The sequence below is a fragment of the Cellulomonas telluris genome, from assembly GCF_004886325.1.
In the GTDB taxonomy this organism is placed as follows: domain Bacteria; phylum Actinomycetota; class Actinomycetes; order Actinomycetales; family Cellulomonadaceae; genus Cellulomonas; species Cellulomonas telluris.
In genome coordinates, this window is record NZ_QXFN01000002.1 from 657,237 (window position 1) to 682,611 (window position 25,375).

Consider the following 25,375-nt stretch of genomic DNA (forward strand, 5'->3'; position numbering starts at 1 on the left):
TAGGGCGTGCGTCCGGTCGGCCTGCTCCGGGCCCGGGCGCGGTCGCGCGCCGGCGTCCTCGGTGTGCTCGCGCTGCTCGTCGCGACCGTCGCCGGGGTCGGGGGCGTCGTCGTGGTCGCCGCGGGGACGTCCGCGGTGGCCACGGCGCGGGAGCTGCTCGCGTCCGCGCCGGACGGCGACGCCGCTCTCGTCGTGCGCACCCGTCTCGGCGCCGACCCCGAGCACCAGCAGGCGGCGCTCGAGCGGGCGCTCCGGGACCGCTTCGGCGCCGTGCCGCTCGCGGTCGGCCGCTCGCTGGCGAGCCCTCCGCTCCGCGGCGCGGACGACGCGGCCGGCCGGGTGGTCCTGCGCACGGCCGCGGCGGACGCCGGTGACGCCCTCCCGGTCGTGCCCGGCCCGGGCGAGGCGGTCGTCGCCGACGACGTCGCGGCCGCGCTCGGCGTCGCCGCGGGTGACGTGCTCGCGCTGGAGGACGGTGACCTCACGGTCGTGACGACGCCGGGGGACGCGGTCGACGCCGCGGCGCCGGCCGGCACGGGAGCGCCCGGGGCCGGGTCGGACGTGCGGGGCCCGCTGGTCGTGGCCGAGGAGACGCTGCTCGACCTCGTCGACGCCCCGTTCGTCGAGTGGACGGTCCGTCCGGTCGTCGCCGCGGCCGGGGTCGACGACCTCCGCCGGCTGGCCGACGCGGGTGCGGCGCTGGAGCCGGTGCTGGCACGGGCGGACGGTCTCGCCGTCCGCGGCCTCACCGTGGAAGGCGACCTGCCGGCGACGGCCGCGCGCGCGGCGCAGGCCGCGACGACCGTCCGGACCGCCGGCCTCGTGCCCGTGCTGCTCCTCGCCGTCGTCGCGGCGGTCGCGGTCGGGCAGGTCGTGCGGCTCGTCGTCCGGGTCCGCGGCGGCGAGGTCGGCGTCCTCCTCGGACGCGGCGCCGACCCGGCGCGTCTCGTGCGGTGGGCGGCGGCGGAGGCGGCGGCCGTCGCGGGGGCGGGAGCGGTGGTCGGCGGCGTCTCCGCGGTCCTCGTGGCCGGGGGAGGGCGTCCCGACCCGGCCCACGTGCCCGCGGTCGCCGCGACCGCACTCGTGACGGCGGCGCTCGCCGTCGCGGTGACCGGCGCGACGACGGCGCGCCAGGTCCTGTCCTCCGCCCGTGTCGACGGTGACGCCCGCCGGGCGCGGCTGCGGGGCGTGGCCACCGTCGCGTCGGTCCTCGGTGCGCCGCTCGTCGCGGCCCTGACGTCGTGGCGGCTGCTGCGTGCCGACGGCGTGCGCGGGGACGCGTCCTCCGCGGACCTGCTCGCCGTGGCGGCGCCGGCGGCGGTGCTCGTCGCGCTCGCCCTCGTCGGCCTCGTCCTGCTCGTGCCGCTGTCCCGGGCCGGCGAGCTCGTGACGGCCCGCCGCCCTCCGCTCGTGCCCGCCTACGTGGCGCGGCAGGTCGCCCGCCGTCAGGGCCAGCACGCGGCGGCGGCCGTCCTCCTCGTGCTCGCCGTCGGCACGGTGTCCGTCGCGGCGGCGTACGCGGCGTCGGTCGCCCGGCACCGGGGCGACCTCGCCGCCCTCGAGGCCGGCTCGGACGTGCGCGTCGCCCTGGGGAGCGAGGCCGGCGCGCGCGGCCGGGACGCGGCCGCGGTGCCGTCGGCGCCGTACGCCGGGGTGGCGGACGTCGCCGCCGCCGCGTCCGTGCTCCGCGACCGCGCGACGATCGCGGACGGGCAGGTCGCCGTGACCGCGCTGCCCGTGTCCCGGGCGGACGCCGTCGTCCGCGCACCCGTCGACCTCGGGCCGCACGTCGAGGCCCTCACCGGAGCCGTCGACGGTGCGGGCTCCGGCACGCGTCCGGCGCTGCCCGCAGGTGCGACCGCGCTCGAGGTCGAGGTGCGGGTCGCCCTCGATGCCGGACCCGGCGCAGCGGTCGGCCCCTCCGCCGTCCCTGTCGACGTCGCCGCCTGGCTCGCCGACCCGGACGGCGGCCTCACCCGCCTCGACCTCGGCGCGGTGGCGCCCGGGGGGTCCGGCACGGCGCCCGCCGTCCTGCGCGCCGACCTGCCGGGTGCGGGGCCCTACCGGCTCGCGGCCCTCGACGTCGGCGCCCGCGCCGCGGGCGGGACGCTCGAGGCGGAGGCGGTGCGGCTCGCCGCCGCCGCGCCGGGGGGTGCCGTCGACGTGCCGCTCCCCACGACGGCGTGGCAGGTCGCCCCGGCCGCGGGCACGGGGGTCGAGGACGCCGAGGGCGTGGGCGCGGTGGGCGTGCGCGCCGTGCTGGGCGCAGCGCCCGACGGCGGCCCGGCGCCGGCGTCCGTCCGGCTCCTCCCGCCCGCGTCCGACGGCGTGCCGGCCGTCGTGACCCCCGCCCTCGCCGAGCGTGCCGACCTCGCGCCGGGCGACCGGGTGCGCGCGGCGCTCGCCGGACCGGAGGTGGTGCTCCGGGTGGTCGGGGTCGTCGACGCGGTGCCCGGCGTCCTCGACGCCGAGGCCGTGCTGGTCGACCTCGACGCCCTCGGCCAGGGCCTGCTGCACGACCGGAGCACCCCGGTGCTGCCGGACGAGGTGTGGCTCGCCGTCGACGAGGGCGCACCGGCGACCGCGGTCGCGGAGGCCGCGGCGGCGCTCGCCGGGCCGGGCGCCGCGGCCACGACGGCGACGACGACCGGGGCCGACGCCGGTGCGCCCGTCGTCGACGCGTTCTGGACGACCGCGGGTGCGGCCGTCGCGCTCGCGCTCACCGGTGTCGCCGCGGTCGCGGTGGCGCTCGTGCGGGCGCGCCGCCGCGAGGTCGTCGTGCTCCGGGCGGTCGGGCAGACCCCGGCGGCGCAGGCGCGGGCACGGGCCGCGGAGCACCTGGCGGTCGCGCTGCCGGCGGTCGCGGTGGGGGCGCTGGCGGGCGCAGCGACCTCGCTGGCCCTGGTGCCACCGCTCGTGCGGTCGACCGTGCTCGCCCCGGGCCCCCTGCCGGTGCGGCTCGCCGCCGACACGTCGGGGGCCGCGGTGCTGGTCCTCGTGCTCCTGCTCGGCCTCACGGCGGTCGCCGTGGGGGCCGCGCTGCGGGTCCGGGGGCAGGCGCTCGACCACGAGCACCGCGAGGAGGTCGCGTGAACGCCGTGCAGCTCGTGCGCCGCACCGCCGCCGCGCACGCGTCCGTGCCGCTCGCGCTCGCGGTGCTCGTCGTCCTCGTCAGCCTCGCCGCGACCGCGGCGCCCAGGCTGCTCGGGGACGTCGGGGACCGGCAGGTCAGCCACGAGGTCGCCCGGGCGGGTCCGCTCGACCGGGACGTCGTCGCCGTCGTGCCGGGGCGCTGGCCCCGCCTGCCCGCGCCCGCCGACGACGCGCCGGGGGCCGCCGGGCTCCCGGCCGACGCCGTCGCGGTGCACGGCGGCAACCTCGCGTTCCTCGAGCGCGTGCGTGCCGAGCAGCCCGAGCCGCTGCGCTCGGTCCTCGGCGACCCGCACCTCACCGTCGAGACGGGGGCGGTCCGCATCGCCGCGGTCCCGGGCGGTGCGGTCGGCTCGCCGGAGGTCACGCTCAAGGTCGACCCGCTGCTCGGCGAGCACGTCGAGCTCGTCGCGGGGGAGTGGCCCGCCGCGCCCACGGTCGTCCAGCCGTTCGACGACCTCACGGACGAGCAGTACCGCGACCTCACCGTCGAGGAGGTCGCGGAGCGTCGTGCCCGCGCCGACGCCGCGACGGGGGCGTTCGAGGTGGCGCTCGCCGAGGCGGCGGCGGAGGCGCTCGAGTGGCCGGTCGGCACCGAGCGCGCCGTGCCGGGGACGGGTGTGCCGCTGCGGCTCACGGGGACGTTCCGGCCGCGGGACCCCGACGAGTCCTTCTGGGCCCACAACCCGCACAGCGCGAGCGCGCACGTCGTCGACGACCTCAACCTCGGCACCTCGGCGGTCGCCTCCGCCTACCTCAGCCCGGCGTGGGACGGCACGTTCCCCGTCGGCTTCCCGGTCGGCACGGTGAGCACGCGCGCCTGGTTCCCCGTCGCGCCCGACGCCGTCGCCGGTGACCAGGTCCACACCGTGCTCGCCCAGACCCGCGGCCTCGTCGCGGCCGACGTGCCGTGGGGCGAGGGCACCGGCGCGACGCTCGCCCCGTCCACCGGGCTCCCGGACGTGCTCGAGCAGGTGCGCGCGCAGCAGCGGACCACCGCGACCGTCCTCGCCATCGTCGCGGCGGGGCCGGTGGGCGTCGTGGTCGCGGTCTTCTGGCTCGGCGCCCGGCTCGTGGCGTCCCGGCGGCGCGCGGCGCTCGGCCTCGTGGCGAGCCGCGGCGGCGCCGCGGGGCAGCTGCGCGCCGCGCTCGCGCTCGAGGGGCTGGTGCTCGGCCTGCCGGCGGCCGCGGTGGGCGCGCTCCTCGCGGTGCGGCTCGTTCCCGGCGGCCCGCTCGCACCGGCGGACCTCGTCGTGCCGGTGCTCGTCGGGCTCGTGCCCGCCGCGGCCCTCGCGGCCGCCCCGCTGCCCGGGGGCCTGCTCGAGCGGCGCGCCGACGTCGGCCGCAGCCGCGGGCGGGGGCGTCTGCTGGCCGAGTGCGGGGTCCTGGCCCTCACCGTCGTCGGGGTCGCGCTGCTCGCGCGGCGGGACCCGGCCGCCGGCACGTCCGCGGGCGTCGACCCCCTCGTCGCCGCGGTGCCGCTGCTCCTCGCCCTCTCGGCCTGCGTGCTCGTCCTGCGGGTCTACCCGTGGCCGCTGCGGGCCGTGGAGCGGGTGCTGCGCCGGCGCCGGGACCTCCCGCTCTTCCTCGGGGCCGCCCGCGCCGTGCGGGAGCCGGCCGGCGGCCTGGTGCCCGCCGCCGCCCTCGTCGTGGGCGTGGGCGTCGCGGTCTTCTCGGCCGTGCTCACGAGCACCCTCGCGCACGCCGTCGAGTCCACCGCGTGGCGGTCCCTGGGCGCCGACATCCGGATCAGCGGGCCGCTCGTCGGGCCCGACCTCGTCGAGCGGGTCGCGGCCGCCGACGGCGTCGCGGGCGTGGCGCGGATGGCCGACGCCGGCCGCGTGCACCTCACCGGTGCCGGCGACGCGCAGCGCGTGGCGCTCGTCGCGGTGGACGCGCTCGCGATGCAGGAGGTGCAGTCCGCCGCGGTCGGGGTGACGCCGGTGCCCACCACGTTGACGCGCGACGACGGCGGCCGGCTGCCCGTGCTCGCCGGTGCCGCGGTGGGTGTGGCGCCGGGGCAGGACGGGCTGCGGCTCGCGCTGGGCGGCGGTGTCGAGGTGGCGGTCGTCGGCGTCGCCGACGCGGTGGGCGGTGCCCGGGTGGACGCCGGCGCCGTCGTCGTGGACGCGGCGAGGCTCGAGGAGCTCACGGGCACCGAGCTGCGTCCGCGGGTCCTGCTCGTCGACGTCGCCGACGGCGCCGACCCGGAGGCCGTCCTCGAGCGGGTGCGTGCGGCCGCACCCGGGGCCCGCGTCGAGTCGCTCGCGAGCGCCACCGCGACGTACCTCGACGCCCCGATGACGGCCGGGACGGCGCAGGCGCTGCGGGTCGCCGTCGGCCTGTCCGCGGTGCTGGTCGTCGTCGCACTCGTCCTCACGCAGATGCTCGCCGCACCGCGGCGCGCGAGCGTCCTCGCCGTGCTGCGCGCCCTCGGCCTCGCCCGGCGCGGGTCGCGGCACGTCGTCGCGTGGGAGCTCGCCCCGCTCGCGCTGGCCGCACTCGTCGCCGGCGCGGTGCTCGGTGTCGCGGTGCCGGCCGTGGTGCTCGGCGCGCTCGACGTCGCCGTGCTCACGGGCGGGCCGACGCCGCCGCGCCCCGTCCTGGACCCGCTCGTGCTCGGCGGCGTCGTCGCCGGGCTGCTCGCGGTGACGGCGGCCGCCGTCGCCGTCTCGACCTCGATCAGCAGCCGTGCGGACGTCGCCGCGCGCCTGCGCCTCGGTGAGGATGGCTGACATGACCACGACGAGCGCACGGCCGGGGACGGCACGGCGGGACGGACCGGACGCGTCGGAGCCGGACATCCTCTGCGAGGGGCTCGTGCGGATCTACTCGACCGAGGGGATCGAGGTGCAGGCCCTCCAGGGCCTCGACCTGCGGGTCGCGCGGGGCGACGTCGTCGCGCTCGTCGGCGCGTCGGGCTCGGGCAAGTCGACGCTGCTGAACATCCTCTCCGGCCTCGACCGGCCGACCGGCGGCCGCGCCGTGGTGGCGGGCACCGACCTCGGGTCGCTCGGCCGGCGGGAGAAGGTGCGCTACCAGCGGCACACCGTCGGCTTCGTGTGGCAGCAGACCTCCCGCAACCTCCTGCCGTACCTCACCGCCGCGCAGAACGTCGCCGTCCCGCTCGTGCTCAGCCGTGCGCGAGACCGGTCGCGCCGCGTGGGCGAGCTCCTCGACCTGCTCGAGGTGGGCCACTGCCGGGACCGGCGGCCCGCCGAGATGAGCGGCGGCGAGCAGCAACGCGTCGCGATCGCGGTCGCGCTCGCGAACGGTCCGCGCGTCCTGCTCGCCGACGAGCCGACGGGCGAGCTCGACCACGCGATGAGCGCGGACGTCCTCGAGGCGCTGCGCGGGGCGTCGGAGGCGCTGGGGCTGACGGTGCTCGTGGTGACGCACGACCCGACGGTGTCCGAGCACGTGCGCCGGACGGTGCAGATCCGCGACGGCCGGACCTCCACGGAGGTGCTGCGCCGCGTCGAGGTGGACGAGCACGGCGCCGAGCAGCACGTGGCCGAGGAGTTCGCGGTGCTCGACCGGGCCGGGCGGCTGCAGATCCCGGAGGAGTTCGTGACGGCGCTGGACCTGCGCGACCGGGTGCGGCTGGCGCTGGAGGCCGACCACGTGGGCGTGTGGCCCGACGGCGCGGGGCGGGAGGACGCATGACGGCGACGACGACGGCCCAGGCGCTGCGGGCGCAGGAGGTGACCCGCGTCTTCCGGACCGGCTCGGTCGAGGTGCACGCGCTGCGCGGGGTGAGCCTCGCGGTCGCCCCCGGTGAGCTGCTCGTGGTGCGCGGCCCGTCCGGCTCGGGCAAGACGACGCTGCTCAACGTGCTCGGCGGCCTCGACCGGCCGACCACCGGGCGCGTCCTGCTGGGCGACCGCGAGCTGTCGGCGCTGCCGGAGGACGAGGTGCTGGCGCTGCGACGCACGCGGCTGGGCTACGTCTTCCAGTCGTTCGGCCTCATCCCCGTGCTGTCCGCGGCGGAGAACGTCGAGGTGCCGCTGCGGCTGCTCGAGCTGCCCGCGGCCGAGCGCGACGAGCGGGTCCGGCGCGCCCTCGAGACCGTCGGCCTCGCGGGGCACGCCCACCAGCGGCCCGCGGAGCTCTCGGGCGGTCAGCAGCAGCGGGTGGGGATCGCGCGGGCGCTGGTCGCCGAGCCCGACGTGCTGCTCGCGGACGAGCCGACCGGGCAGCTCGACTCGCGGACCGCCGCGGTCGTGTCCGACCTCATCCGCGACCTCACGCACCGCCGGGGCGTGGCCGCCGTCGTCACGACGCACGACCAGGTGCTCATGGAGCGGGCCGACCGCGTCGTCGAGCTCGTGGACGGCGAGCTGCAGGGCTGACCGGCCGCGGCCGGCCACCGACGAGGGGTCGCGCGCACGCCCTCGGCCGCCGCCCGACCTGCCCCGCTCGACGCCGTCTGCGCGGTTCTGCGACGAGCCGCACGATTCGTGCCGCTCCAGGGGTTCAGCCCGCGGGTCCGCGCGCCGATGACCCGTCTGGCATGGGATGGTCCGGACGGGTGACGGCGGCAGGGGCCGCCGCGGGCTGGGAGGACGCGTGGGCGACCGGGCGGGACGGCGGACGACGACGGCTGCGGCACGACCGCGGGTGGTGACGGCCACGGCGCTGACGGCGGCGCTGCTGGGCGTGGCGGCGTGCACCGCGCAGGAGGCCGATCCGGACCGGGCGGGGAGCGTCGTCGTCGCCGTCGACGCGCCGTTCCGGTCCCTCAACGCCGCGACGGTCGAGGGACGGGCGCCCGGGAGCGTGCTCGTCCGCGGGCTCGTGCAGTCGGGGTTCGTCGCCCTCGAGCCGGACGGGTCCGTGACCGAGGACCGCTCGTTCGGGACCGTGGAGAAGGTCGCCGACGACCCGCTCACCGTCCGGTACACGATCGCCCCCACCGCCACCTGGTCGGACGGCGTCCCGGTGACCCCCGCCGACCTGCTCCTCGAGTGGGCCGCGCGCAGCGGGCAGCTCGACGAGGTCGTCCCCGAGCTGGGCCCCGACGGACTGCCCGCGGACCCGGCCGCGCTCGACGACGTCGTCGCGTTCGCCGCCACGTCGCCCGCGCTGGCGCACGCGACCGCGCTGCCGGTCGTCGACGGGGCGACGGTCACCGTCGTCTACGACCGGCCGGTCGCCGACTGGCGGCTGGCGCTCGACGTCAACCTCCCGGCGCACGTGGTCGGGCGTCTCGCGCTCGACCCCACCGCCCGGTCGGCCACCGCGACCCCGTCGGCCACGGCGACCCCGTCGGCCACGGCGAGCCCGTCGGCCACCGCGACCCCGTCGGACGACGGGGCGGGCGAGGCCGCGCGGTGGGCGGACGCCGTGGTCGACGCCGTGCAGCAGCAGGACCGCGAGGCGCTGGTCCCCCTCTCCCGCGCGTGGCGCACGGCGGCCGCGGCGGGGGACGTCGCGGGCGACCCGACCCTCACCACGACGACGGGCCCGTACGTGCTCGACCGCGTGGGTGCCGACGGCGTCGAGGCGGTGCGCAACGAGGCGTACCGCGGCGACCGTCCCGCCCGCTACGACCGGGTCCTCATCCGCACGGACCTGGACCCGTTGGCCCAGCTCGACGCCGTCGAGGACGAGCGCGTCGACGTGGCCGCGCCCCTCGTGACCCCGGACGTGCTCGACGCCGCGCAGGACCTCGAGGACGCGGTGTCGGCCCCGGGGGGCGACGCCGTGCTGCAGCTGCTCGTGCAGCAGGGCGGCGGCGGCGCCTTCGACCCGGCGGCGCACCCCGAGGCGGCGGACCCGGCGGCGGCCGCCGCCGCGCTGCGGACCGCGTTCCTCGCGGCCGTCCCGCGCGACGACGTGGCCGACGCGGTGGCCGAGCCGTTCGGCGGGGCGGCGCAGCACCCGGACCTGGTGCCCGGCAGCGACGTGGTGGCCGCCGAGGCGGGACCCGAGGCGCCGCCGGCCCCCGTCGCCGACGCGGCGTCCGACGCCGGCGCCGCACCGGCGGGGGACGAGGCGGTGACGGTGCGGGTGCTCGCCAACACCGACGACCCGCTGCGGGCGCGGGCGGTCGAGGCGCTGGCCGCGGCCGCGCAGGGGGCCGGCTTCGCCGTGGTGCCGGCGGACGTCGACGACCCGGTGCGGGCCCTGCGCGCCGACGCGGGAGCGTGGGACGTCGCGCTGGTGCCCGTGCCGCAGGCCGACCTGCCCGTCGCGACGTTCGCGTCCCGCTGGCGCACCGGCGGGGCGACGAACGTGACGGCGCACGCCGACGCCGCCCTCGACGCCCGCCTCGACGCGCTCGAGGCCACCGCCGACCCGGCCGCGGCCCGCGAGCTGCTGACCGGGACGTCGGAGTCGTTGCTGCGCTCCGGCGCCGTGCTGCCCCTGGTGCGCACGCCGGCGCTGACGGTCGTCGCCGACCGCGACGGCGAGGAGGACGACGGCCTGCCGGTGCTCGAGGGCGTCGGCACGCTGGCGCCCTCCCGCGCCGACCAGACCTCCTGGTGGGGCTGGGCGCGCACCGACGGCTGACCCCGCGGGCGGGGCCCGGGAGACGGGCGTCACCGGCCACGGGCTGGGGGCGACCGGTAGGATGGGTGCGCGCCGCCGTCGGCGCCTCCCCCTCTTCCTCGTGAGATGAGCACCCGCATGCCCGCAACCGGCCAGGCCGCCGCCGTGCGTTCCGACCTGCGCAACGTCGCGATCGTCGCCCACGTCGACCACGGCAAGACCACCCTCGTCGACGCCATGCTGTGGCAGTCGGGCGCGTTCGGCGCGCACGACCACGTCGACGAGCGCGCGATGGACTCGGGCGACCTCGAGCGCGAGAAGGGCATCACGATCCTCGCGAAGAACACCGCGATCCGGTACGCCGGACCCGCGGCCGCGGCCGCCGGGCAGCCCGACGGGATCACGATCAACGTCATCGACACCCCGGGGCACGCGGACTTCGGCGGCGAGGTCGAGCGCGGCCTGTCGATGGTCGACGGCGTCGTCCTGCTCGTCGACGCCTCCGAGGGCCCGCTGCCGCAGACGCGGTTCGTGCTGCGCAAGGCGCTCGCCGCGAAGCTGCCGGTGATCCTCGTCGTGAACAAGGTCGACCGCCCCGACGCGCGCATCGACGAGGTCGTGCACGAGGCGACCGACCTGCTCCTCGGCCTGGCGTCGGACCTGCACGAGGACGTCCCGGACCTCGACCTCGACGCGATCCTCGACGTGCCGGTCGTCTACGCCGCCGCGAAGGTCGGCCGCGCGTCCCTCGAGCAGCCCGCCGACGGCGGCCTGCCGGACAGCCCGGACCTCGAGCCGCTGTTCGCGACGATCCTCGAGAAGATCCCGGCGCCGACGTACGACCCCGGGGCCCCGCTGCAGGCGCACGTGACCAACCTCGACGCGTCGCCGTTCCTCGGCCGCCTCGCGCTCCTGCGCATCCACAACGGCACGCTGCGCAAGGGCCAGACCGTCGCGTGGGCCCGTCAGGACGGCACGCTGCAGAACGTCCGCATCACCGAGCTGCTGGAGACGAAGGCCCTCGAGCGCGTCCCCACGGACTCCGCGGGCCCCGGCGACATCGTCGCGGTCGCCGGCATCGAGGAGATCACGATCGGCGAGACGCTGACCGACCCGGAGGACCCGCGGCCGCTGCCGCTCATCACGGTCGACGACCCGGCCATCTCGATGACGATCGGCATCAACACGAGCCCGCTCGCCGGCAAGGGCGGCAAGGGCCACAAGGTCACCGCCCGCCAGGTCAAGGACCGCCTCGACCGGGAGCTCATCGGCAACGTCTCGCTGCGCGTGCTGCCCACCGAGCGTCCCGACGCGTGGGAGGTGCAGGGCCGCGGCGAGCTCGCGCTGGCGATCCTCGTCGAGCAGATGCGCCGCGAGGGCTTCGAGCTGACCGTCGGCAAGCCGCAGGTCGTCACGAAGAAGGTCGACGGCCAGGTCCTCGAGCCGACCGAGCGCATGACCATCGACGTCCCCGAGGAGTACCTCGGTGCGGTCACGCAGCTGCTCGCGCAGCGCAAGGGCCGCATGGAGACCATGAGCAACCACGGCACCGGCTGGGTGCGCATGGAGTTCGTCGTCCCGGCGCGCGGGCTCATCGGCTTCCGCACGCGCTTCCTCACCGACACCCGCGGCACGGGTATCGCGTCCTCCATCGCCGAGGGCTTCGAGCCGTGGGCCGGGCCGATCGAGACGCGCACCAACGGCTCGCTCGTCGCGGACCGCGCGGGCGTCGCGACGCCGTTCGCCATGCTCAACCTGCAGGAGCGCGGCACGTTCTTCGTCGACCCGACCTCCGAGGTGTACGAGGGCATGGTCGTCGGCGAGAACGCGCGCAACGAGGACATGGACGTCAACATCACCAAGGAGAAGAAGCTCAACAACATCCGCTCGTCGACGGCGGAGTCGTTCGAGAACCTGGTGCCGCCGCGCAAGCTCACGCTCGAGGAGTCCCTCGAGTTCGCGCGCGAGGACGAGTGCGTCGAGGTCACGCCCGAGGTCGTCCGCATCCGCAAGGTGATCCTCGACCAGACCGAGCGGGCCCGGCAGACGGCGCGCAACAAGCGCGCGTGACCCCCGGCGGCCTGCTCGCCGTCCACGCCCACCCGGACGACGAGTCGCTCGCGACCGGCGCCCTGCTGGCGGCGTGGGCGGCGGCGGGCCGTCCGGTCACGGTCGTCACCGCCACCCGGGGGGAGCGCGGCGAGGTCATCGGCGACCGGTGGGCGCACCTCGAGGGCGACGGGCCGGCGCTGGCCGCGCACCGGGTGGGCGAGCTCGCCGGCGCGCTCGCGGCGCTCGGCGTGCGGGACCACGTGTTCCTCGACGAGGCCGCCGGCGGCGGCCGCCGGTTCGAGGACTCCGGCATGGCGTGGGTCGGCACGGCCCGGGCCGGTGCCGCCGACGACGTGCCCCCCGCCGCCTTCGTGCGCGTCCCCGTGCCCGAGGCCGCCGCGGCGCTCGCCCGCGTGCTGCGCCGCCGCCGGCCCGACGTGGTCGCCACGTACGAGCCGGGCGGCGGGTACGGCCACCCGGACCACGTCCGGGTGCACGAGGTCACGGCGCTCGCGGTGGACCTCGCCGCCCGGGAGCCGGACGAGTCGGAGCCCGCGCACGCCGTGCCGGTCGTGCTGTGGTCCGCCCAGGGCCGTGACGCGCTGCGGCGGGCGCAGGCGGCGCTGCGCGGGGACGCCGTCCGTGCGGCGCTCGGGCCGGACGCCGAGGGGCTGGTCCTGCCCGACCCGGAGGGGGAACCGGCGTCCGTCGCGGTGCCCGACGACGCCGTGGACGTCGTCGTGGACGTCCCCGGCGTACGCGACCGCCTGCTCGCCGCCCTGCGCGCGCACGCCACCCAGGTCCAGGCCGTCCGGGCGGTCGACGGCGAGCCCGGCCTCGTCGGCTGCTACGCCCTGAGCAACCGCCTGCTCGCGCCCGTCCTGCCCGTCGAGGCCTACCGGTACGCGCCCCGCGGCACGGCGCGGGACGGCGGCGTCGCCTGGCCGCCCGGTGTGCGGCCGGTAGCCTGACGCCGTGCAGCCGCCCACCACCGCGCTCCTCGGGCGCGCCGCCGCGACGTTCGTGCTCGGGGTCGTCGTCGGGGTCCTGGGCACGGTCATGCACCGCGCCGTCCGCCCGTGGGGCCTGGTCCTGTGCGTGGTGCTCGTGCTCGTGGCGCTGCTCACCGCGCGCGCCTGGCACGGGTGGGCCACGTACGTCGGCGCGGTCGGCGGGCTGTTCCTCGCCACGACGCTGCTGGCCGGGGAGGGGCCCGGGGGCGACGTGCTCGTCCCCGGCACCGACCTGTGGGGCTGGGGGTGGATCCTCGGCGCGGCCGTCGCCGTGGTGGCCGTGGCGCTCGTCCCGCGGCGGTGGGTCCAGGACGACCCGGCCCGCACGGGCGCGGTCGCGCCACCGCCCGCCGGTCCGCTGCCGTGACCGGCGCCGCCCCCGTCGCCGGACCCGTCGACGAGGACGCGTTCCGGGCGGCCGTCGGGCGCCTGCCCGCGGGGGTGGCGGTGGTCACGGTGGTGCGCCGCGGGATCGCGCACGCGACCACGGTCAACTCGGTCGTGTCGGTGTCCCTCGACCCGCCGCTCCTGCTCTTCTGCGTGCACACGGACTCGCGGCTGCGGGACGTCCTCGACGAGGCCGACGCCTGGGCGGTGAGCGTCCTCGCCGACGACCAGGGCGACGTCGCCGACTGGCTCGCGTCGCCCGGGCGGCCGGCGGTCGGCCAGCTCGACCGCGTCCCGCACACGCCGGCCACCGTCTCGGGTGCGCCCTGGATCGACGGCGCCGCGGCCTGGTTCGACTGCCGGACCGCCGCCGTGCACCCGGCCGGCGACCACGACGTCGTCGTCGGCACCGTGGTCGCGGCGGTGCAGGGGCCGGCCGCCGCCGGCGGGCTCGTCCACCTGCGCGGACGCGTGCGCGGGGTCCGCTGAGCGACGGGCCGCGGGCCCGTCCGGCGCCGCCGCGGTCCCGCCCGGCGCGCCGACGGGTGATCCTCGTCGCGCGCGCGCACCGCCGCCCCGGCGAGGCGGTCCCGCATCGTAGACTCGCCCGGGCGCGGTCTGCGCGCTGCAGAGCACGACGGGGGATCGATGACGCACGGGACCGACCGCGGCACCACGGCCGACGGCACGACGCACGACCCGGCGGCGCCGCAGGCGCAGCCCGGTGCCGGCACCTCCGCGCCCGAGGAGGCACCGGCGGGTGCGGCCGCACCGGGGGCCGGTGAGGCGAGCGGCGTCCCGGCACCGCGCGTCCCGGCCGAGCGGCCCGCGGCGGCGGCGCCGTCCGACCCGTCGACGGACGAGCCGACCACGGCGGACGCCGCCGGGTCCGCCGGGCCGGACGCCACCGGGCCGACCCCCGAGCCGGACGCCGAGGTCGCGCCCGACGCGGACGCCGGCGACGACGCACGAGCGGCCGTGCGGCCCGCGGTCGTGGAGCGGCCGCGCCCCCTGAGCCCGGGGCCGGCGCTGACCGCGTGGCCGTCATGGTCGGACGTCGCGGTGACCGCGCCCTCCGCCTCCGGCACGGACGGGACCGCCGCGGACCTGGTCGACCCGCCCCGCGACGGCCAGGACGCGACGCGAGACGACCGGCCGGCCGCCCCGGTGGCCGACGGCGACACCGCCGGTGCCCCCGGTGACCGCTCCGAGCCCGGACCGGGGGACGGCGAGGACGAGCCCCGCTCGACCTCGGGCCGCACCGACGACACGGAGCCCGCGACGACGCCCGCGCCGGTCGAGGAGTCCCTCGACCAGGCGGCGCGGCGACCGGCGCCGCTCGACCTCGGCGGCCTGTCCGCCCTCGCGATGACGGCCCTCAACGCCGCGGCCGTCGGCGTCCCGGCGCACGCGCTCACCCGGCCGGAGGGCGCGGCGGCGGCCGACGCCGCCGCAGCCGAGCCGGGGCGGACCGACGCGGAGCCGACGGAGGCCGACGCCGCCGCCGGGGGCCCGCCGGTCCCCGCCTCCCCGGAGCCGGTGGACGAGGCCGGGTCGTCCTCCGACGCCCGGGACGACGCCGAGCCCTCCGAGGCCGCCGGGTCGCGGCCGGACCCCGAGGGCGCCGGCGCGCGCGCCGACGCCACCGGGCGCCCCGAGGACGCGGATGCCCCCGCCCGCGACGCCGCGGGCGCCCCCGCCCGCGAGGACGCGAACGCCCCCGCCCGCGAGGACGCGAACGCCCCCGCCTCCGCCCCCGCCCCCGACGCCGCGGACGCGCCCGCCCGCGAGGACGGCGCCGACCCGGCGGCCACGGCGGCGGTGCCCGTCGTCGCGGAGACGCGCGAGCCGTCCCGGCCCACCCCGGCGGACCCGGCGGCCACGCAGGTCGTCCCGCCCGTCCGCGCGACGCGCGGGTGGCCCACGACGGACGCCGGCGCGGGCGACGGGCGCCCCGTGCCGGGAGGGCCGGTGCCGCACACCCCCGAGGCGGAGCGGGAGCCCTCGCCGCTGGACGTGTTCGAGCCGCAGGACCACCGCCGCCGGTGGCCCCGCACGCTCGCCGTCGTGGGCGGTGCGGCCGTGCTCCTCGGCGGGGCGTACGTCGGTGCCTCCTACGCGCTCGCGGACCGCGTCCCGCGCGGGGCGACGGTCGCGGGCGTCGAGATCGGCGGCATGACGGCCGACGAGGCGCGTGCCGCGCTGACGTCGGGGCTCGAGGAGCGCACCGGCGCGCCGCTGCCCGTCGTGGCGCAGGACGCGCAGGCCGAGCTGGACCCCGCGACCGCCGGCCTGGCGTTCGACGCGGACGCGACCGTGGCGCGCCTGACGGGCGTGGACCTCGCCGAGCCGGTGCGGCTGTGGCGGCAGCTCGTCGGCGTCGACGCGCAGCCGCCGGTCACGCAGGTGGACGACGACGCGCTGGAGACCGCGCTCGGCTCGCTGTCGGAGTCGGTGCGCCTCGCGCCGGTCGACGGGACCGTCGTCTTCGCCGACGGCGCGGCGCACGCGACGGACGCGGTGGACGGCTGGGAGCTGGACCTGCCGGCGGCGGCGACGGCGATCGAGGAGGGCTGGCTGGTGGGGGAGCGTCCGCTGCCCCTGCCCACCACCGCGGTCGAGCCGGACATCACGCAGGAGGAGACCGAGCAGGCCCTCACGGAGGTGGCCCAGCGGCTGGCGTCGGCACCCGTGACGGTGCAGATCGGGGACCGGCAGGCGACGCTGGACGTCCCGACGCTGACGGCGAGCGCGAGCATGGTGCCGGTCGAGGGGCGGCTCGAGCTGCAGCTCGACGGGCAGGCGCTCACCGACGCGGTGCTCGCCCAGGTCCCGGACGTCGTCACGGCGGCGGCGGACGCGCGCTTCGAGTTCCAGGGCGACGCCCCGGTGATCGTCGGCGGCGAGCCCGGCACGACCCTCGACCCGGCGGCGCTCGCGTCGTCCGTGGCGGGCGCCGTGACGGCCGACCAGCGGGTCGCCCCGGTCGAGCTGGTGCAGTCCGACCCGGCGCAGACGCGCGCCGCGCTCGAGGCCCTCGGCGTCAAGGAGGTCGTGTCGGAGTTCTCGACCCCGCTGACGAGCGAGCCGCGCCGCACCCGGAACATCGCGACGGGCCTGGCGAACATCACGGGCACGCTCGTGCGGCCGGGGGAGACGTTCAGCCTCACGGAGGCGCTCGGCCCGGTCGACGGCGCCCACGGTTTCGTCCAGGCCGGTGCGATCGTCAACGGCGAGCACAAGGACGCGTGGGGCGGCGGGCTGTCGCAGGTGTCGACCACGGTGTTCAACGCCGCGTACTTCGCGGGCTTCGAGGACGTCGAGCACACCCCGCACAGCGAGTGGTTCCAGCGCTACCCCGAGGGGCGCGAGGCGACGATCTTCACCGGTGTGCTCGACATGAAGTGGAAGAACAACACGCCGTACGGCGCCCTGGTCCAGGGCTTCGTGGCCGACGGACGGGCGCACGTGCGCATCTGGGGGACGAAGCACTTCACCGTCGAGACCGAGAAGAGCGGCCGGTCGGGCGTCGTGGCGCCGACCACGGTCTACTCCCAGTCGCCCACGTGCGAGCCGCAGAGCGCCGGCAACCCCGGGTTCACGGTGACGAACACCCGCCGGGTCTACCTGAACGGCGAGCTCGTCGACACCGAGTCCGACACGTGGCGGTACAAGCCGCAGAACCGCGTCATCTGCGGCTCGCCGCCCGCGCCGACGCCCACGCCCTGACCGGCGCGCGCCGCCCGTCGGGTCAGTCCTCGACGGGCGGGCGCGGCCGGCGCACGGGTGCGGGCGGCACGACCTTGCCGAGCAGCACGTCGGCCGCCGGCACGCGCACGTCGCCGCGCCGCGTGCGGACGGTCAGGCCGGCGTCGTCGACCGCGAGCAGGTCGCCGAGCACGTCGGTGTAGGGCGGTTCGTCGCCGCCCGCCGGCGCGCCCGCGGGCAGGTCGTCGCGACGGCGGCGGACGACGACCCGCACCCCCGGTGCCCAGGCGCGCCAGGGCGGGCCGGCCGGGCCGGTCACGCCGCCCACGCGTCCCGTCCTCGGTCGCGGACCGTGTCGCACGGTGGACGTCGGGTCGTCGTGGGCGCCACGTGAGGGATACTAGGTCGACCGCTGCACCTGTGGAGGACGACCCGTGACCTATGTGATCGCCGAGCCCTGCGTGGACGTCAAGGACAAGGCGTGCATCGAGGAGTGTCCGGTCGACTGCATCTACGAGGGCAAGCGCTCGCTGTACATCCACCCGGACGAGTGCGTGGACTGCGGCGCATGCGAGCCCGTCTGCCCCGTCGAGGCCATCTACTACGAGGACGACGTCCCGGAGCAGTGGGGCCAGTACTACGAGGCGAACGTCCACTTCTTCGACGAGATCGGGTCGCCGGGCGGCGCCGCGAAGATGGGTGAGATCGCGCACGACCACCCGATCATCGCCACCCTGCCGCTGCGCGTCCACGGCGAGTGAGCCCCGCGCGCCCGCCCGCGCGGGTCGCGGGCTGACCGGCGTGGGCCTGCGCACCGGCGCGCTGCCGGACTTCCCGTGGGACACGCTGCGGCCGTACGGCGAGCAGGCGCGCCGGCACCGCGGCGGCATCGTCGACCTGTCCGTCGGCACGCCCGTCGACCCGACGCCCCCGCTCGTGCGCGAGGCGCTCGCGGCGGCGGCGGACGCACCGGGCTACCCGGCGACCCACGGGACGCCGGCGCTGCGCCAGGCCGTCGTCGAGTGGTTCGCCCGCCGGCGCGGGGTCCCGGGGCTGGACCCGGCGGCCGTGCTGCCGACGGTCGGCTCGAAGGAGCTCGTCGCGCTGCTGCCCGCCCTGCTGGGCGTCGGCTCCGGCGACGCGGTCCTGCACCCCGCGACGGCGTACCCGACGTACGACGTCGGGGCCCGGCTGGCCGGCGCGGCGCCCGTGCCGACCGACGACCCGGCCGCGGAGCTGGCGCGCCGCGACGACGTGCGGCTGGTCTGGCTGAACTCCCCGGCCAACCCGCACGGCGCCGTCCTGGGCGTCGAGGACCTGCGCGCGCTGGTCGAGGCCGCCCGGGCGGCGTCCGCGCGCACCGGCCGCCCCGTCGTCGTCGCGTCGGACGAGTGCTACGCCGAGCTGGCGTGGGACGAGCCCTGGGCGTCCTCGGGCGTGCCCAGCGTGCTCGACCCGCGCGTGTCCGGGGGCGACCTCACGGGGCTGCTCGCGGCGTACTCGCTGTCGAAGCAGTCGAACCTCGCCGGGTACCGGGCCGCGTTCCTGGCGGGCGACCCCGCGCTCGTCGCGGGCCTGCTCGAGACGCGCAAGCACGCGGGCATGATCGTGCCGGCGCCGGTGCAGGCCGCGATGGCGGTCGCGCTCGGCGACGACGCGCACGTGTCCGAGCAGCGCGAGCGGTACCGGCGTCGCCGGTCCGTGCTGCGCGCGGGGTTCGAGGGCGCCGGGTACGTCGTGGACCACTCCCACGCCGGGCTGTACCTGTGGGTGCGCCCGGAGGGGCCGCGGCAGGACGCCTGGCGGACGGTCGCGGACCTCGCGGGCCTCGGGATCCTCGTGGCTCCGGGGTCCTTCTACGGCGCCGCCGCGGCGGGGCACGTGCGGGTCGCCCTCACCGCCTCGGACGACGCCGTGGCGGAGGCGGCGGCGCGGCTGCAGGGGGCGTAGTCGCCCGTCGGCGACCGCCGTACAGTGGTCACCCCGTCGTGTGAGGCGCCTCACACGCGGGCCAAGGGACGGTCACCCATTCGTCACGAGCGGCGTGGCGCGGGTACCGTCGCCACGGACCGACGGAGGTCACCCCTCGCGCCGGTCGTCGAGCAACCCGGCGACCGCCGGGGCCGACGCTCCCCGTCGGTCGACGCAGGAAGGAACACCATGTCGGACGTCGTCACCGCCCCGGTCCAGGCCCCCGTGCAGCTCGTGGTGGGGGGGCAGGCGCGCGACCTGCCGGTCGTCCCCGCCACCGAGGGCAACGACGGGATCGTGGTGTCCTCGCTGCTGCGGGACACCGGCATGGTCACCGTGGACCCCGGCTTCATGAACACCGCGGCGTGCGAGTCGCGCATCACCTACATCGACGGCGAGCAGGGCATCCTGCGCTACCGCGGGTACCCGATCGAGCAGCTGGCGGAGCGGTCCTCGTTCCTCGAGGTCGCGTACCTGCTCATCCACGGCGAGCTGCCGGATGCCGCGACGCTCGCGGCGTTCGAGGAGCGGGTCAACCGCCACACGCTGGTGCACGAGGACTTCCGCACGTTCCTCGGCTCGTTCCCGCGCCAGGCCCACCCGATGGCCGTGATGGCCTCGGCGCTCAACGCGCTCTCCACGTTCTACCCGGAGTCGCTCGACCCGTTCGACCCGGAGACGGTCGAGCTGGCCACGGTGCTCATCCTCGCCAAGACGCGGACGATCACCTCGTACGTGCACCGCACGTCGAAGGGCGAGCCGCTGCTCTACCCGGACTACTCGCGCGGGTACGTCGAGGACTTCCTGCGCATGACGTTCGCCGTGCCCTACCAGCAGTGGGACCCGGACCCGGTCGTCGTCAACGCGCTCGACAAGCTGCTCATCCTGCACGCCGACCACGAGCAGAACTGCTCGACGTCGACGGTGCGGATCGTGGGCTCGAGCCACGCGAACATCTACGCGTCGGTCGCCGCCGGCATCAACGCCCTCTCCGGGCCGCTGCACGGCGGCGCGAACGAGGCCGTCCTGACGATGCTCGACGAGATCAAGGCGAACGGCGGCGACGCCACGGACTTCATGCGCCGCGTGAAGGACAAGGAGGACGGCGTCCGCCTCATGGGCTTCGGCCACCGGGTCTACAAGAACTACGACCCGCGCGCGGCGATCGTGAAGCAGAGCGCGCACGAGGTGCTCCAGGCGCTGGGCAGCAACGACGAGCTGCTCGACATCGCGATGCGCCTCGAGGAGATCGCGCTGCACGACGACTACTTCGTCTCGCGCAAGCTGTACCCGAACGTCGACTTCTACACGGGCCTGATCTACAAGGCGATGGGCTTCTCGGAGCGCATGTTCACGCCGCTGTTCGCGCTGGGCCGCATGCCCGGCTGGATCGCGCAGTGGCGCGAGATGATGAACGACCCGCAGACGAAGATCGGCCGGCCGCGCCAGGTCTACACCGGCGCCACCGAGCGCGACTACGTCGCCGTCGAGGACCGCTGACCCCACGCCGTCGGCCGCGCGAGCCGGTGCCGCCCCGCGGGTGGCACCGGCTCGCTGCGTCCCGGGCCGTCGTCAGCCGGCGAGCGTGACCCGGACCTGACCGGGCGGCAGGGGAGCGCTGCCGGGCTCCCACGTGGGGCTCTCGCGCGTCCAGACGCGGTCGGCGACCGCGACGCCGTCGACGCCCACCTCAGCCGCGACGGCGACGGCCCAGTGGGCCGCGACCCAGGACGCCCGGGCCGGGTCGCCCGGCACCAGGGAGTCGGACGTGAGGTCGACCGTGGCGCCCTGCCCCGCCGCGGCGTCGGCCGTCGCGACCACCAGGGGCACCTCGCCGAGGTCGCGCGCGACCCGGCCGAGCAGCGCGTCGGGGCCGACGGGCCCCTCGGCCGGGCGGAGCACGCACGTGACCGTCGCGGGGGAGTGGCCGGTCAGGCCCGAGGCCCACGCACGCGCCCGCACCTCGTGCTGCGCGTACGCGTCGGGGAAGCCCGAGCGCTGCACGGCCTGGGCGGCCACGGTGACCTCGAGCTGCTCGTAGCCCGGGACCTGCACCAGGCCGTCGTAGAACCGGCCCGTCGAGTACACGGGGTCCATGATCTGCTCGACCGTCCCCCAGCCCTGGGACGGCCGCTGCTGGAACAGCCCGACCGAGTCCCGGTCGCCGTAGTCGATGTTCACGAGCCGCGACTCCTGCAGCGCGGTCGCGAGCCCGATGGTCACGGCCCGCGCCGGCAGGCCGCGGCGGACGGCCGTCGCGGAGATCAGGGCCGCGTTCTGCGCCTGGTCCGGGCTGAGCCGCCAGTCCGTGCCGTCGAGGTGGGCCGTGCACCGCTCGGTCAGGGGAGCGCCGGGGTGCGTGCGGTCCAGCAGCGTGACGACGCCCGCCACGGCGGCCGCGAGCACGCCGACGGCGGCGACCGACGTGACGGCCGCCGCCGCGGCGCGGGACCGCCGGCGACGGGACGGGCGGCGCCCGCCCACGGTCAGTTGCTGTGCAGCGCGGCGTTCAGGTGCACGCCCGCGCCGGAGCGGGCGACGGCCTCGACCGCGCCGGTCTGGGAGTTGCGGCGGAACAGCACGTTGTCGGCGCCCGCGAGCTCGCGCGCCTTGACGACACGGCTGCCGTCCTCGGCCGTCGTCGCGGTGGGCACGTCGAAGCCGACGAGCCGCACCTTCGTGCCGGCCGTGACGTACAGGCCCGCCTCGACGACGCAGTCGTCCCCGAGCGGGATGCCGAGGCCCGCGTTGGCACCGAGCAGGCTGCGGCGCCCGACCGAGACGACCTCGCGGCCGCCACCGGAGAGCGTCCCCATGATCGAGGCGCCGCCGCCGACGTCCGAGCCGTCGCCGACGACCACGCCGGCGGAGATGCGGCCCTCGACCATCGAGGTCCCGAGCGTGCCGGCGTTGAAGTTGACGAAGCCCTCGTGCATGACGGTCGTGCCGGCGGCCAGGTGCGCGCCGAGGCGCACGCGGTCGGCGTCCGCGACGCGCACACCGGTGGGGACGACGTAGTCGACCATGCGCGGGAACTTGTCGACGCCCAGGACGGTGACGGGCGCGCCCGTGGCGGCGCGCAGCCGCAGGCGGGTCGCCTCGAAGCCCTCCACGGCGCAGGGCCCGTGGCTCGTCCACACGACGTTCGGCAGCACCGCGAAGATGCCGTCGAGGTTCTGCCCGTGGGGCGCGACGAGCCGGTGCGAGAGCAGGTGGAGGCGCAGGTACGCGTCGGCGGTGTCCGCCGGCGGCGCGTCGAGGTCCACGACGGTCGTCACGACACGGACCTGGACGCCGCGGGCGTCGTCGTCGCGCTCGGCGGCGCGCAGGTCCTCGGGGACGGCCGCGTCGGCGGGCGGGGCGCCCAGCGCGGGAGCGGGGTACCAGACGTCGAGGGTCGTGCCCTCGGGGGTGCGGGTGGCCAGGCCGTGGCCCCAGGCCGTGCGGTCGGTCATGGTCGTCAAGCCTACGGTCTGCGGGCGGACGCCCGTCCGGGTGCCCGCCCGTGCGCCCGGCGTAGGGTCGGGCGCGTGGCCGTCGACACCCTGGACCTGTCCGCCGACGTCGTGACGCTCGCGCGCGAGCTGTGCGACATCCCCTCGGTCTCCGGTGACGAGACCCGCCTGGCCGACGCGGTCGAGGCCGCGCTGCGCGCGCAGCCGCACCTGGAGGTGCTGCGGGACGGCGACGCGGTGGTCGCGCGGACGCGGCTGAACCGCGCACGACGCGTCGTCGTCGCCGGGCACCTCGACACCGTGCCGGTGACGGGCAACCTGCCCACGCGGCTCGAGGACGGCGTCCTGCACGGCCGCGGCACGGTCGACATGAAGGCCGGCGTCGCGGTCCAGCTCTCGCTCGCGGCGGCGCTCGCCGCACCGGTGCACGACGTCACCTGGGTCTTCTACGACCACGAGGAGGTCGACGCGGCGCTGAACGGGCTCGGGCGCGTCGCCCGGAACCACCCCGACTGGCTGGCCGGCGACTTCGCGGTGCTGTGCGAGCCGACGGCCGGCGGCATCGAGGGCGGCTGCAACGGGACCCTGCGGGCGCAGGTGCGGCTGCAGGGGGTCGCGGCGCACTCGGCGCGCGCGTGGACGGGGGTGAACGCCGTCCACGCCGCGGGCGAGGTGCTGCAGCGGCTCGCCGCGTACCACCCGGCGACCGTCGAGGTGGACGGGCTGACCTACCGCGAGGGTCTCAACGCGGTCCTCATCTCCGGCGGGCGGGCGACGAACGTCATCCCGGACGAGTGCGTCGTCACCGTCAACTACCGGTTCGCACCGTCCCGCTCCGTCGAGGAGGCGTCCGCGCACGTGGCGGAGGTCCTCGCGGGGTACGACGTCGAGGTCGTCGACGCCGCCCCGGGCGCGCGCCCCGGCCTGGACGACCCGCTCGCGCAGGACTTCGCCGCCGCGGTGCTCGCCGTGACCGGCGGCCGCCCCGCCGCGAAGCAGGGGTGGACGGACGTCGCGCGGTTCACCGCCCTCGGGGTCCCGGCCGTGAACTTCGGCCCGGGTGACCCGCTGCTCGCGCACACCCAGGACGAGCACTGCCCCGTGGAGCAGGTCGTGCGCAGCCGCGAGGCCCTGGGTGCGTGGCTCACCGGGGCGCGTCCGGAGGACCTGCCGCTCGGGCTCTCCTGACCCGCCCCCGGGGCGCGCGGGGCGGCCCGCAGCGGTCCGTGTCCTCGCCCTGAGACGCCGCCGAGGACGGTCTAGGGTCGGGCGCATGACCCACGACGACACGACGGCACCCGCGCCGGAGTACCGCCGCGGCCCGGTGCTCCTGCGCGGCGACCAGATCCCGGCGACCACCTCCGACCAGGGGCTGCTGCGACGCGGCGAGGGTGCCGCGTGGGCGCACCAGGACCCGTGGCGCGTCATGCGGATCCAGAGCGAGTTCGTCGAGGGCTTCGGCGCCCTCTCCGAGATCGGTCCTGCCGTGAGCGTGTTCGGCTCGGCGCGGGTGAAGCCCGACGACCCGTACTACGCGCTCGCGCGCGACGTCGCGAAGGGCCTCGTCGCTGCCGGCTACGGCGTCATCACGGGCGGCGGCCCCGGCATCATGGAGGCCGCGAACCGCGGCGCCGCGGAGAGCGGCGGTCTGTCGGTCGGCCTCGGCATCGAGCTGCCCTTCGAGCAGGGCATGAACCGCTGGGTCGACCTCGGCGTCAACTTCCGCTACTTCTTCGCCCGCAAGACGATGTTCGTGAAGTACTCCGAGGGCTTCGTCGTGCTGCCCGGCGGCTTCGGCACGTTCGACGAGCTGTTCGAGGCGCTCACGCTCGTGCAGACGCACAAGGTGACCGGTTTCCCGATCGTCCTGCTGGGTGGCGAGTACTGGACGGGCCTGCTGACGTGGCTGCGGGACAGCGTCCTGGCGCACGGCATGATCGCCGAGGCGGACCTCGACCTGCTGCAGGTCGCCGACAGCGCGCAGGAGGCCGTCGACGTCGTCGTGCGCCGCGGCGCCGAGCTGCGGGCCGAGGAGCAGGCGGCGATGCGCGCGGCGCAGCGCGCGCAGGCGTCCGCGGCGCGCGCGTCCGACGGCACCCCCGCGCCGGGGCCGGTCGACGGCCCGGACCGGGCCACGGACGAGGGGTGGTGACCGGGTCCGACCCGGGCGACGCCGGCCCCGTCGGGGCGCTGCCGGCGGCACCGCTGCCGGGCGTGCCCGTGGGGGCGGCACCCCTGCGCCTGCGCGGGCGCACGTTCGGGCCGGAGCACCCCGTGGTCATGGCCGTGGTCAACCGCACGCCGGACTCGTTCTACGCCGCGGCGCGGTTCGACGAGCGCGGCATCGACGCGGGCGTGGACCGCGCGGTGGAGGAGGGGGCCGACCTGCTCGACGTCGGGGGCGTGCGGGCCGGCCGGGGGCCCCGCGTCGACGTGGACGAGGAGATCGCGCGCGTGGTGCCCGTGGTCGAGCGCGTGCGGGCCCGCCACCCCGACCTCCTCGTCAGCGTCGACACGTGGCGTGCCCCGGTCGCGCGGGCGGCCGCCGACGCCGGCGCCGACCTCGTCAACGACACGTGGGCGGGGCACGACCCGGCTCTGGTCGAGGTCGCGGCCGAGCGCGGCCTCGGCGTCGTCTGCTCGCACACGGGCGGCGCCGCCCCGCGGACGGACCCGTGGCGCGTGGCCTACGCGCCCCGCCCGGGAGCCGACCCGGACGCCGACCCGCTCGACGCCGTCGTGGACGACGTGGTCGCGACCGTCACGGCCGCGGCGGCGCGTGCCGTCGCGCTCGGGGTCGACCCCGCCTCGGTGCTGGTGGACGCCACCCTCGACTTCGGCAAGACGACGTGGCACTCGCTGCACCTGCTCCGACGGACCCCACGGATCGTGCAGATCGGGCACCCTGTGCTCATGGCAGTGTCGCGCAAGGACCTCGTCGGGGAGACCCTGGGGCTGCCGCCCGAGGAGCGTCTCGAGGGCACGCTCGCCGCGACCGCGGTGGCCGCGTGGCTGGGGGCGCGGGTGTTCCGCGTGCACGACGTCGCGGCGACGCGGCGCACGGTCGACATGGTGGCCGCCCTGCGCGCCGAGCGGGCACCGGTGCACGCCGTCCGGGGCATGGTGTGAGCGAGTCCGACGGGC

General features: G+C 77.7%; 19 protein-coding genes. 16 read left to right on the forward strand and 3 right to left on the reverse strand.

What is annotated here, in order from left to right; genetic code table 11:
* The first annotated feature begins 6 nt into the window (after positions 1 to 6).
* The 10 genes from FB586_RS08205 to FB586_RS08250 all read left to right on the forward strand — a co-directional run bounded on the left by FB586_RS08205 (position 7) and on the right by FB586_RS08250 (position 16,826).
* The gene (locus FB586_RS08205; protein ID WP_136518801.1) at positions 7 to 3,093 is read left to right on the forward strand and encodes an FtsX-like permease family protein; all 3,087 of its coding nucleotides are present in this window, start codon (positions 7 to 9) and stop codon (positions 3,091 to 3,093) included.
* Positions 3,090 to 5,885: an FtsX-like permease family protein gene (locus tag FB586_RS08210; protein WP_136518802.1), complete on the forward strand. Its 2,796-nt coding sequence runs from the start codon at positions 3,090 to 3,092 to the stop codon at positions 5,883 to 5,885. The genes FB586_RS08205 and FB586_RS08210 overlap by 4 nt, the downstream gene beginning before the upstream one ends.
* Before the next feature lies 1 nt (position 5,886).
* A complete protein-coding gene (locus tag FB586_RS08215) occupies positions 5,887 to 6,816 on the forward strand; it encodes an ABC transporter ATP-binding protein (protein WP_136518803.1) in 930 nt (309 codons plus the stop codon).
* Positions 6,813 to 7,502, forward strand: coding sequence for an ABC transporter ATP-binding protein (locus tag FB586_RS08220; RefSeq protein ID WP_136518804.1), 690 nt, complete (start codon positions 6,813 to 6,815; stop codon positions 7,500 to 7,502). Before FB586_RS08215 ends, FB586_RS08220 begins: the two co-directional genes overlap by 4 nt.
* Positions 7,503 to 7,770: 268 nt before the next feature.
* The gene (locus FB586_RS08225) at positions 7,771 to 9,666 is read left to right on the forward strand and encodes an ABC transporter substrate-binding protein (RefSeq protein WP_168800497.1); all 1,896 of its coding nucleotides are present in this window, start codon (positions 7,771 to 7,773) and stop codon (positions 9,664 to 9,666) included.
* A gap of 117 nt (positions 9,667 to 9,783) precedes the next feature.
* Positions 9,784 to 11,715: a translational GTPase TypA gene (gene typA / locus FB586_RS08230; RefSeq protein WP_136518806.1), complete on the forward strand. Its 1,932-nt coding sequence runs from the start codon at positions 9,784 to 9,786 to the stop codon at positions 11,713 to 11,715.
* Positions 11,712 to 12,668 carry a PIG-L family deacetylase gene (locus tag FB586_RS08235; protein ID WP_136518807.1) on the forward strand — a complete coding sequence of 319 codons (957 nt, stop codon included), beginning with the start codon at positions 11,712 to 11,714 and terminating at the stop codon, positions 12,666 to 12,668. The genes typA and FB586_RS08235 overlap by 4 nt, the downstream gene beginning before the upstream one ends.
* Before the next feature lie 4 nt (positions 12,669 to 12,672).
* Positions 12,673 to 13,077 (forward strand): hypothetical protein, encoded by a 405-nt coding sequence (locus FB586_RS08240; RefSeq protein ID WP_136518808.1) that lies wholly within the window; start codon positions 12,673 to 12,675, stop codon positions 13,075 to 13,077.
* On the forward strand, positions 13,074 to 13,586 hold the full coding sequence (locus tag FB586_RS08245) for a flavin reductase family protein (RefSeq protein ID WP_136518809.1): 513 nt from the start codon (positions 13,074 to 13,076) through the stop codon (positions 13,584 to 13,586). The genes FB586_RS08240 and FB586_RS08245 overlap by 4 nt, the downstream gene beginning before the upstream one ends.
* 159 nt (positions 13,587 to 13,745) lie before the next feature.
* The gene (locus FB586_RS08250) at positions 13,746 to 16,826 is read left to right on the forward strand and encodes a VanW family protein (RefSeq protein WP_136518810.1); all 3,081 of its coding nucleotides are present in this window, start codon (positions 13,746 to 13,748) and stop codon (positions 16,824 to 16,826) included.
* A gap of 22 nt (positions 16,827 to 16,848) precedes the next feature.
* Here the strand turns inward: FB586_RS08250 and FB586_RS08255 are convergent, their stop codons facing one another.
* Positions 16,849 to 17,133 (reverse strand): putative acetyltransferase, encoded by a 285-nt coding sequence (locus tag FB586_RS08255; RefSeq protein WP_246036638.1) that lies wholly within the window; start codon positions 17,131 to 17,133, stop codon positions 16,849 to 16,851.
* A gap of 106 nt (positions 17,134 to 17,239) precedes the next feature.
* Here FB586_RS08255 and fdxA point away from each other — a divergent pair, with 106 nt between their 5' ends.
* The 3 genes from fdxA (at position 17,240) to FB586_RS08270 (ending at position 20,276) form a co-directional block, all read left to right on the forward strand.
* Positions 17,240 to 17,566 (forward strand): ferredoxin, encoded by a 327-nt coding sequence (gene fdxA, locus FB586_RS08260; protein ID WP_136518811.1) that lies wholly within the window; start codon positions 17,240 to 17,242, stop codon positions 17,564 to 17,566.
* A 40-nt stretch (positions 17,567 to 17,606) separates the two neighbouring features.
* The gene (dapC, locus tag FB586_RS08265; protein WP_136518812.1) at positions 17,607 to 18,755 is read left to right on the forward strand and encodes a succinyldiaminopimelate transaminase; all 1,149 of its coding nucleotides are present in this window, start codon (positions 17,607 to 17,609) and stop codon (positions 18,753 to 18,755) included.
* 210 nt (positions 18,756 to 18,965) lie between these two features.
* Positions 18,966 to 20,276, forward strand: coding sequence for a citrate synthase (locus tag FB586_RS08270; RefSeq protein ID WP_136518813.1), 1,311 nt, complete (start codon positions 18,966 to 18,968; stop codon positions 20,274 to 20,276).
* A gap of 72 nt (positions 20,277 to 20,348) precedes the next feature.
* Here FB586_RS08270 and FB586_RS08275 read toward each other — a convergent pair whose 3' ends face one another.
* On the reverse strand, positions 20,349 to 21,260 hold the full coding sequence (locus tag FB586_RS08275) for a hypothetical protein (RefSeq protein WP_136518814.1): 912 nt from the start codon (positions 21,258 to 21,260) through the stop codon (positions 20,349 to 20,351).
* Between the two features lie 2 nt (positions 21,261 to 21,262).
* Positions 21,263 to 22,231, reverse strand: a complete 969-nt coding sequence (gene dapD / locus FB586_RS08280; protein ID WP_136518815.1) for a 2,3,4,5-tetrahydropyridine-2,6-dicarboxylate N-succinyltransferase — start codon at positions 22,229 to 22,231, stop codon at positions 21,263 to 21,265.
* 75 nt (positions 22,232 to 22,306) lie between these two features.
* Between dapD and dapE the strand changes: the two genes are divergently transcribed.
* From dapE to folP, 3 genes are all read left to right on the forward strand, one after another.
* Positions 22,307 to 23,419: a succinyl-diaminopimelate desuccinylase gene (dapE, locus tag FB586_RS08285; protein ID WP_136518816.1), complete on the forward strand. Its 1,113-nt coding sequence runs from the start codon at positions 22,307 to 22,309 to the stop codon at positions 23,417 to 23,419.
* Positions 23,420 to 23,504: 85 nt separating this feature from the next.
* Positions 23,505 to 24,383 (forward strand): LOG family protein, encoded by an 879-nt coding sequence (locus tag FB586_RS08290; RefSeq protein WP_136518817.1) that lies wholly within the window; start codon positions 23,505 to 23,507, stop codon positions 24,381 to 24,383.
* A 38-nt stretch (positions 24,384 to 24,421) separates the two neighbouring features.
* On the forward strand, positions 24,422 to 25,360 hold the full coding sequence (gene folP / locus FB586_RS08295) for a dihydropteroate synthase (protein WP_187697860.1): 939 nt from the start codon (positions 24,422 to 24,424) through the stop codon (positions 25,358 to 25,360).
* Positions 25,361 to 25,375: the final 15 nt, after the last annotated feature.

Excerpts from the sequence above, each read along its gene's own strand:
- FB586_RS08215 (WP_136518803.1), top strand. The coding sequence starts at position 5,887 with ATGACCACGACGAGCGCACGGCCGGGGACGGCACGGCGGGACGGACCG.
- FB586_RS08220 (WP_136518804.1), top strand. The coding sequence starts at position 6,813 with ATGACGGCGACGACGACGGCCCAGGCGCTGCGGGCGCAGGAGGTGACC.
- typA (WP_136518806.1), top strand. The coding sequence starts at position 9,784 with ATGCCCGCAACCGGCCAGGCCGCCGCCGTGCGTTCCGACCTGCGCAAC.
- FB586_RS08250 (WP_136518810.1), top strand. The coding sequence starts at position 13,746 with ATGACGCACGGGACCGACCGCGGCACCACGGCCGACGGCACGACGCAC.
- FB586_RS08270 (WP_136518813.1), top strand. The coding sequence starts at position 18,966 with ATGTCGGACGTCGTCACCGCCCCGGTCCAGGCCCCCGTGCAGCTCGTG.
- dapD (WP_136518815.1), bottom strand. The coding sequence starts at position 22,231 with ATGACCGACCGCACGGCCTGGGGCCACGGCCTGGCCACCCGCACCCCC.
- FB586_RS08290 (WP_136518817.1), top strand. The coding sequence starts at position 23,505 with ATGACCCACGACGACACGACGGCACCCGCGCCGGAGTACCGCCGCGGC.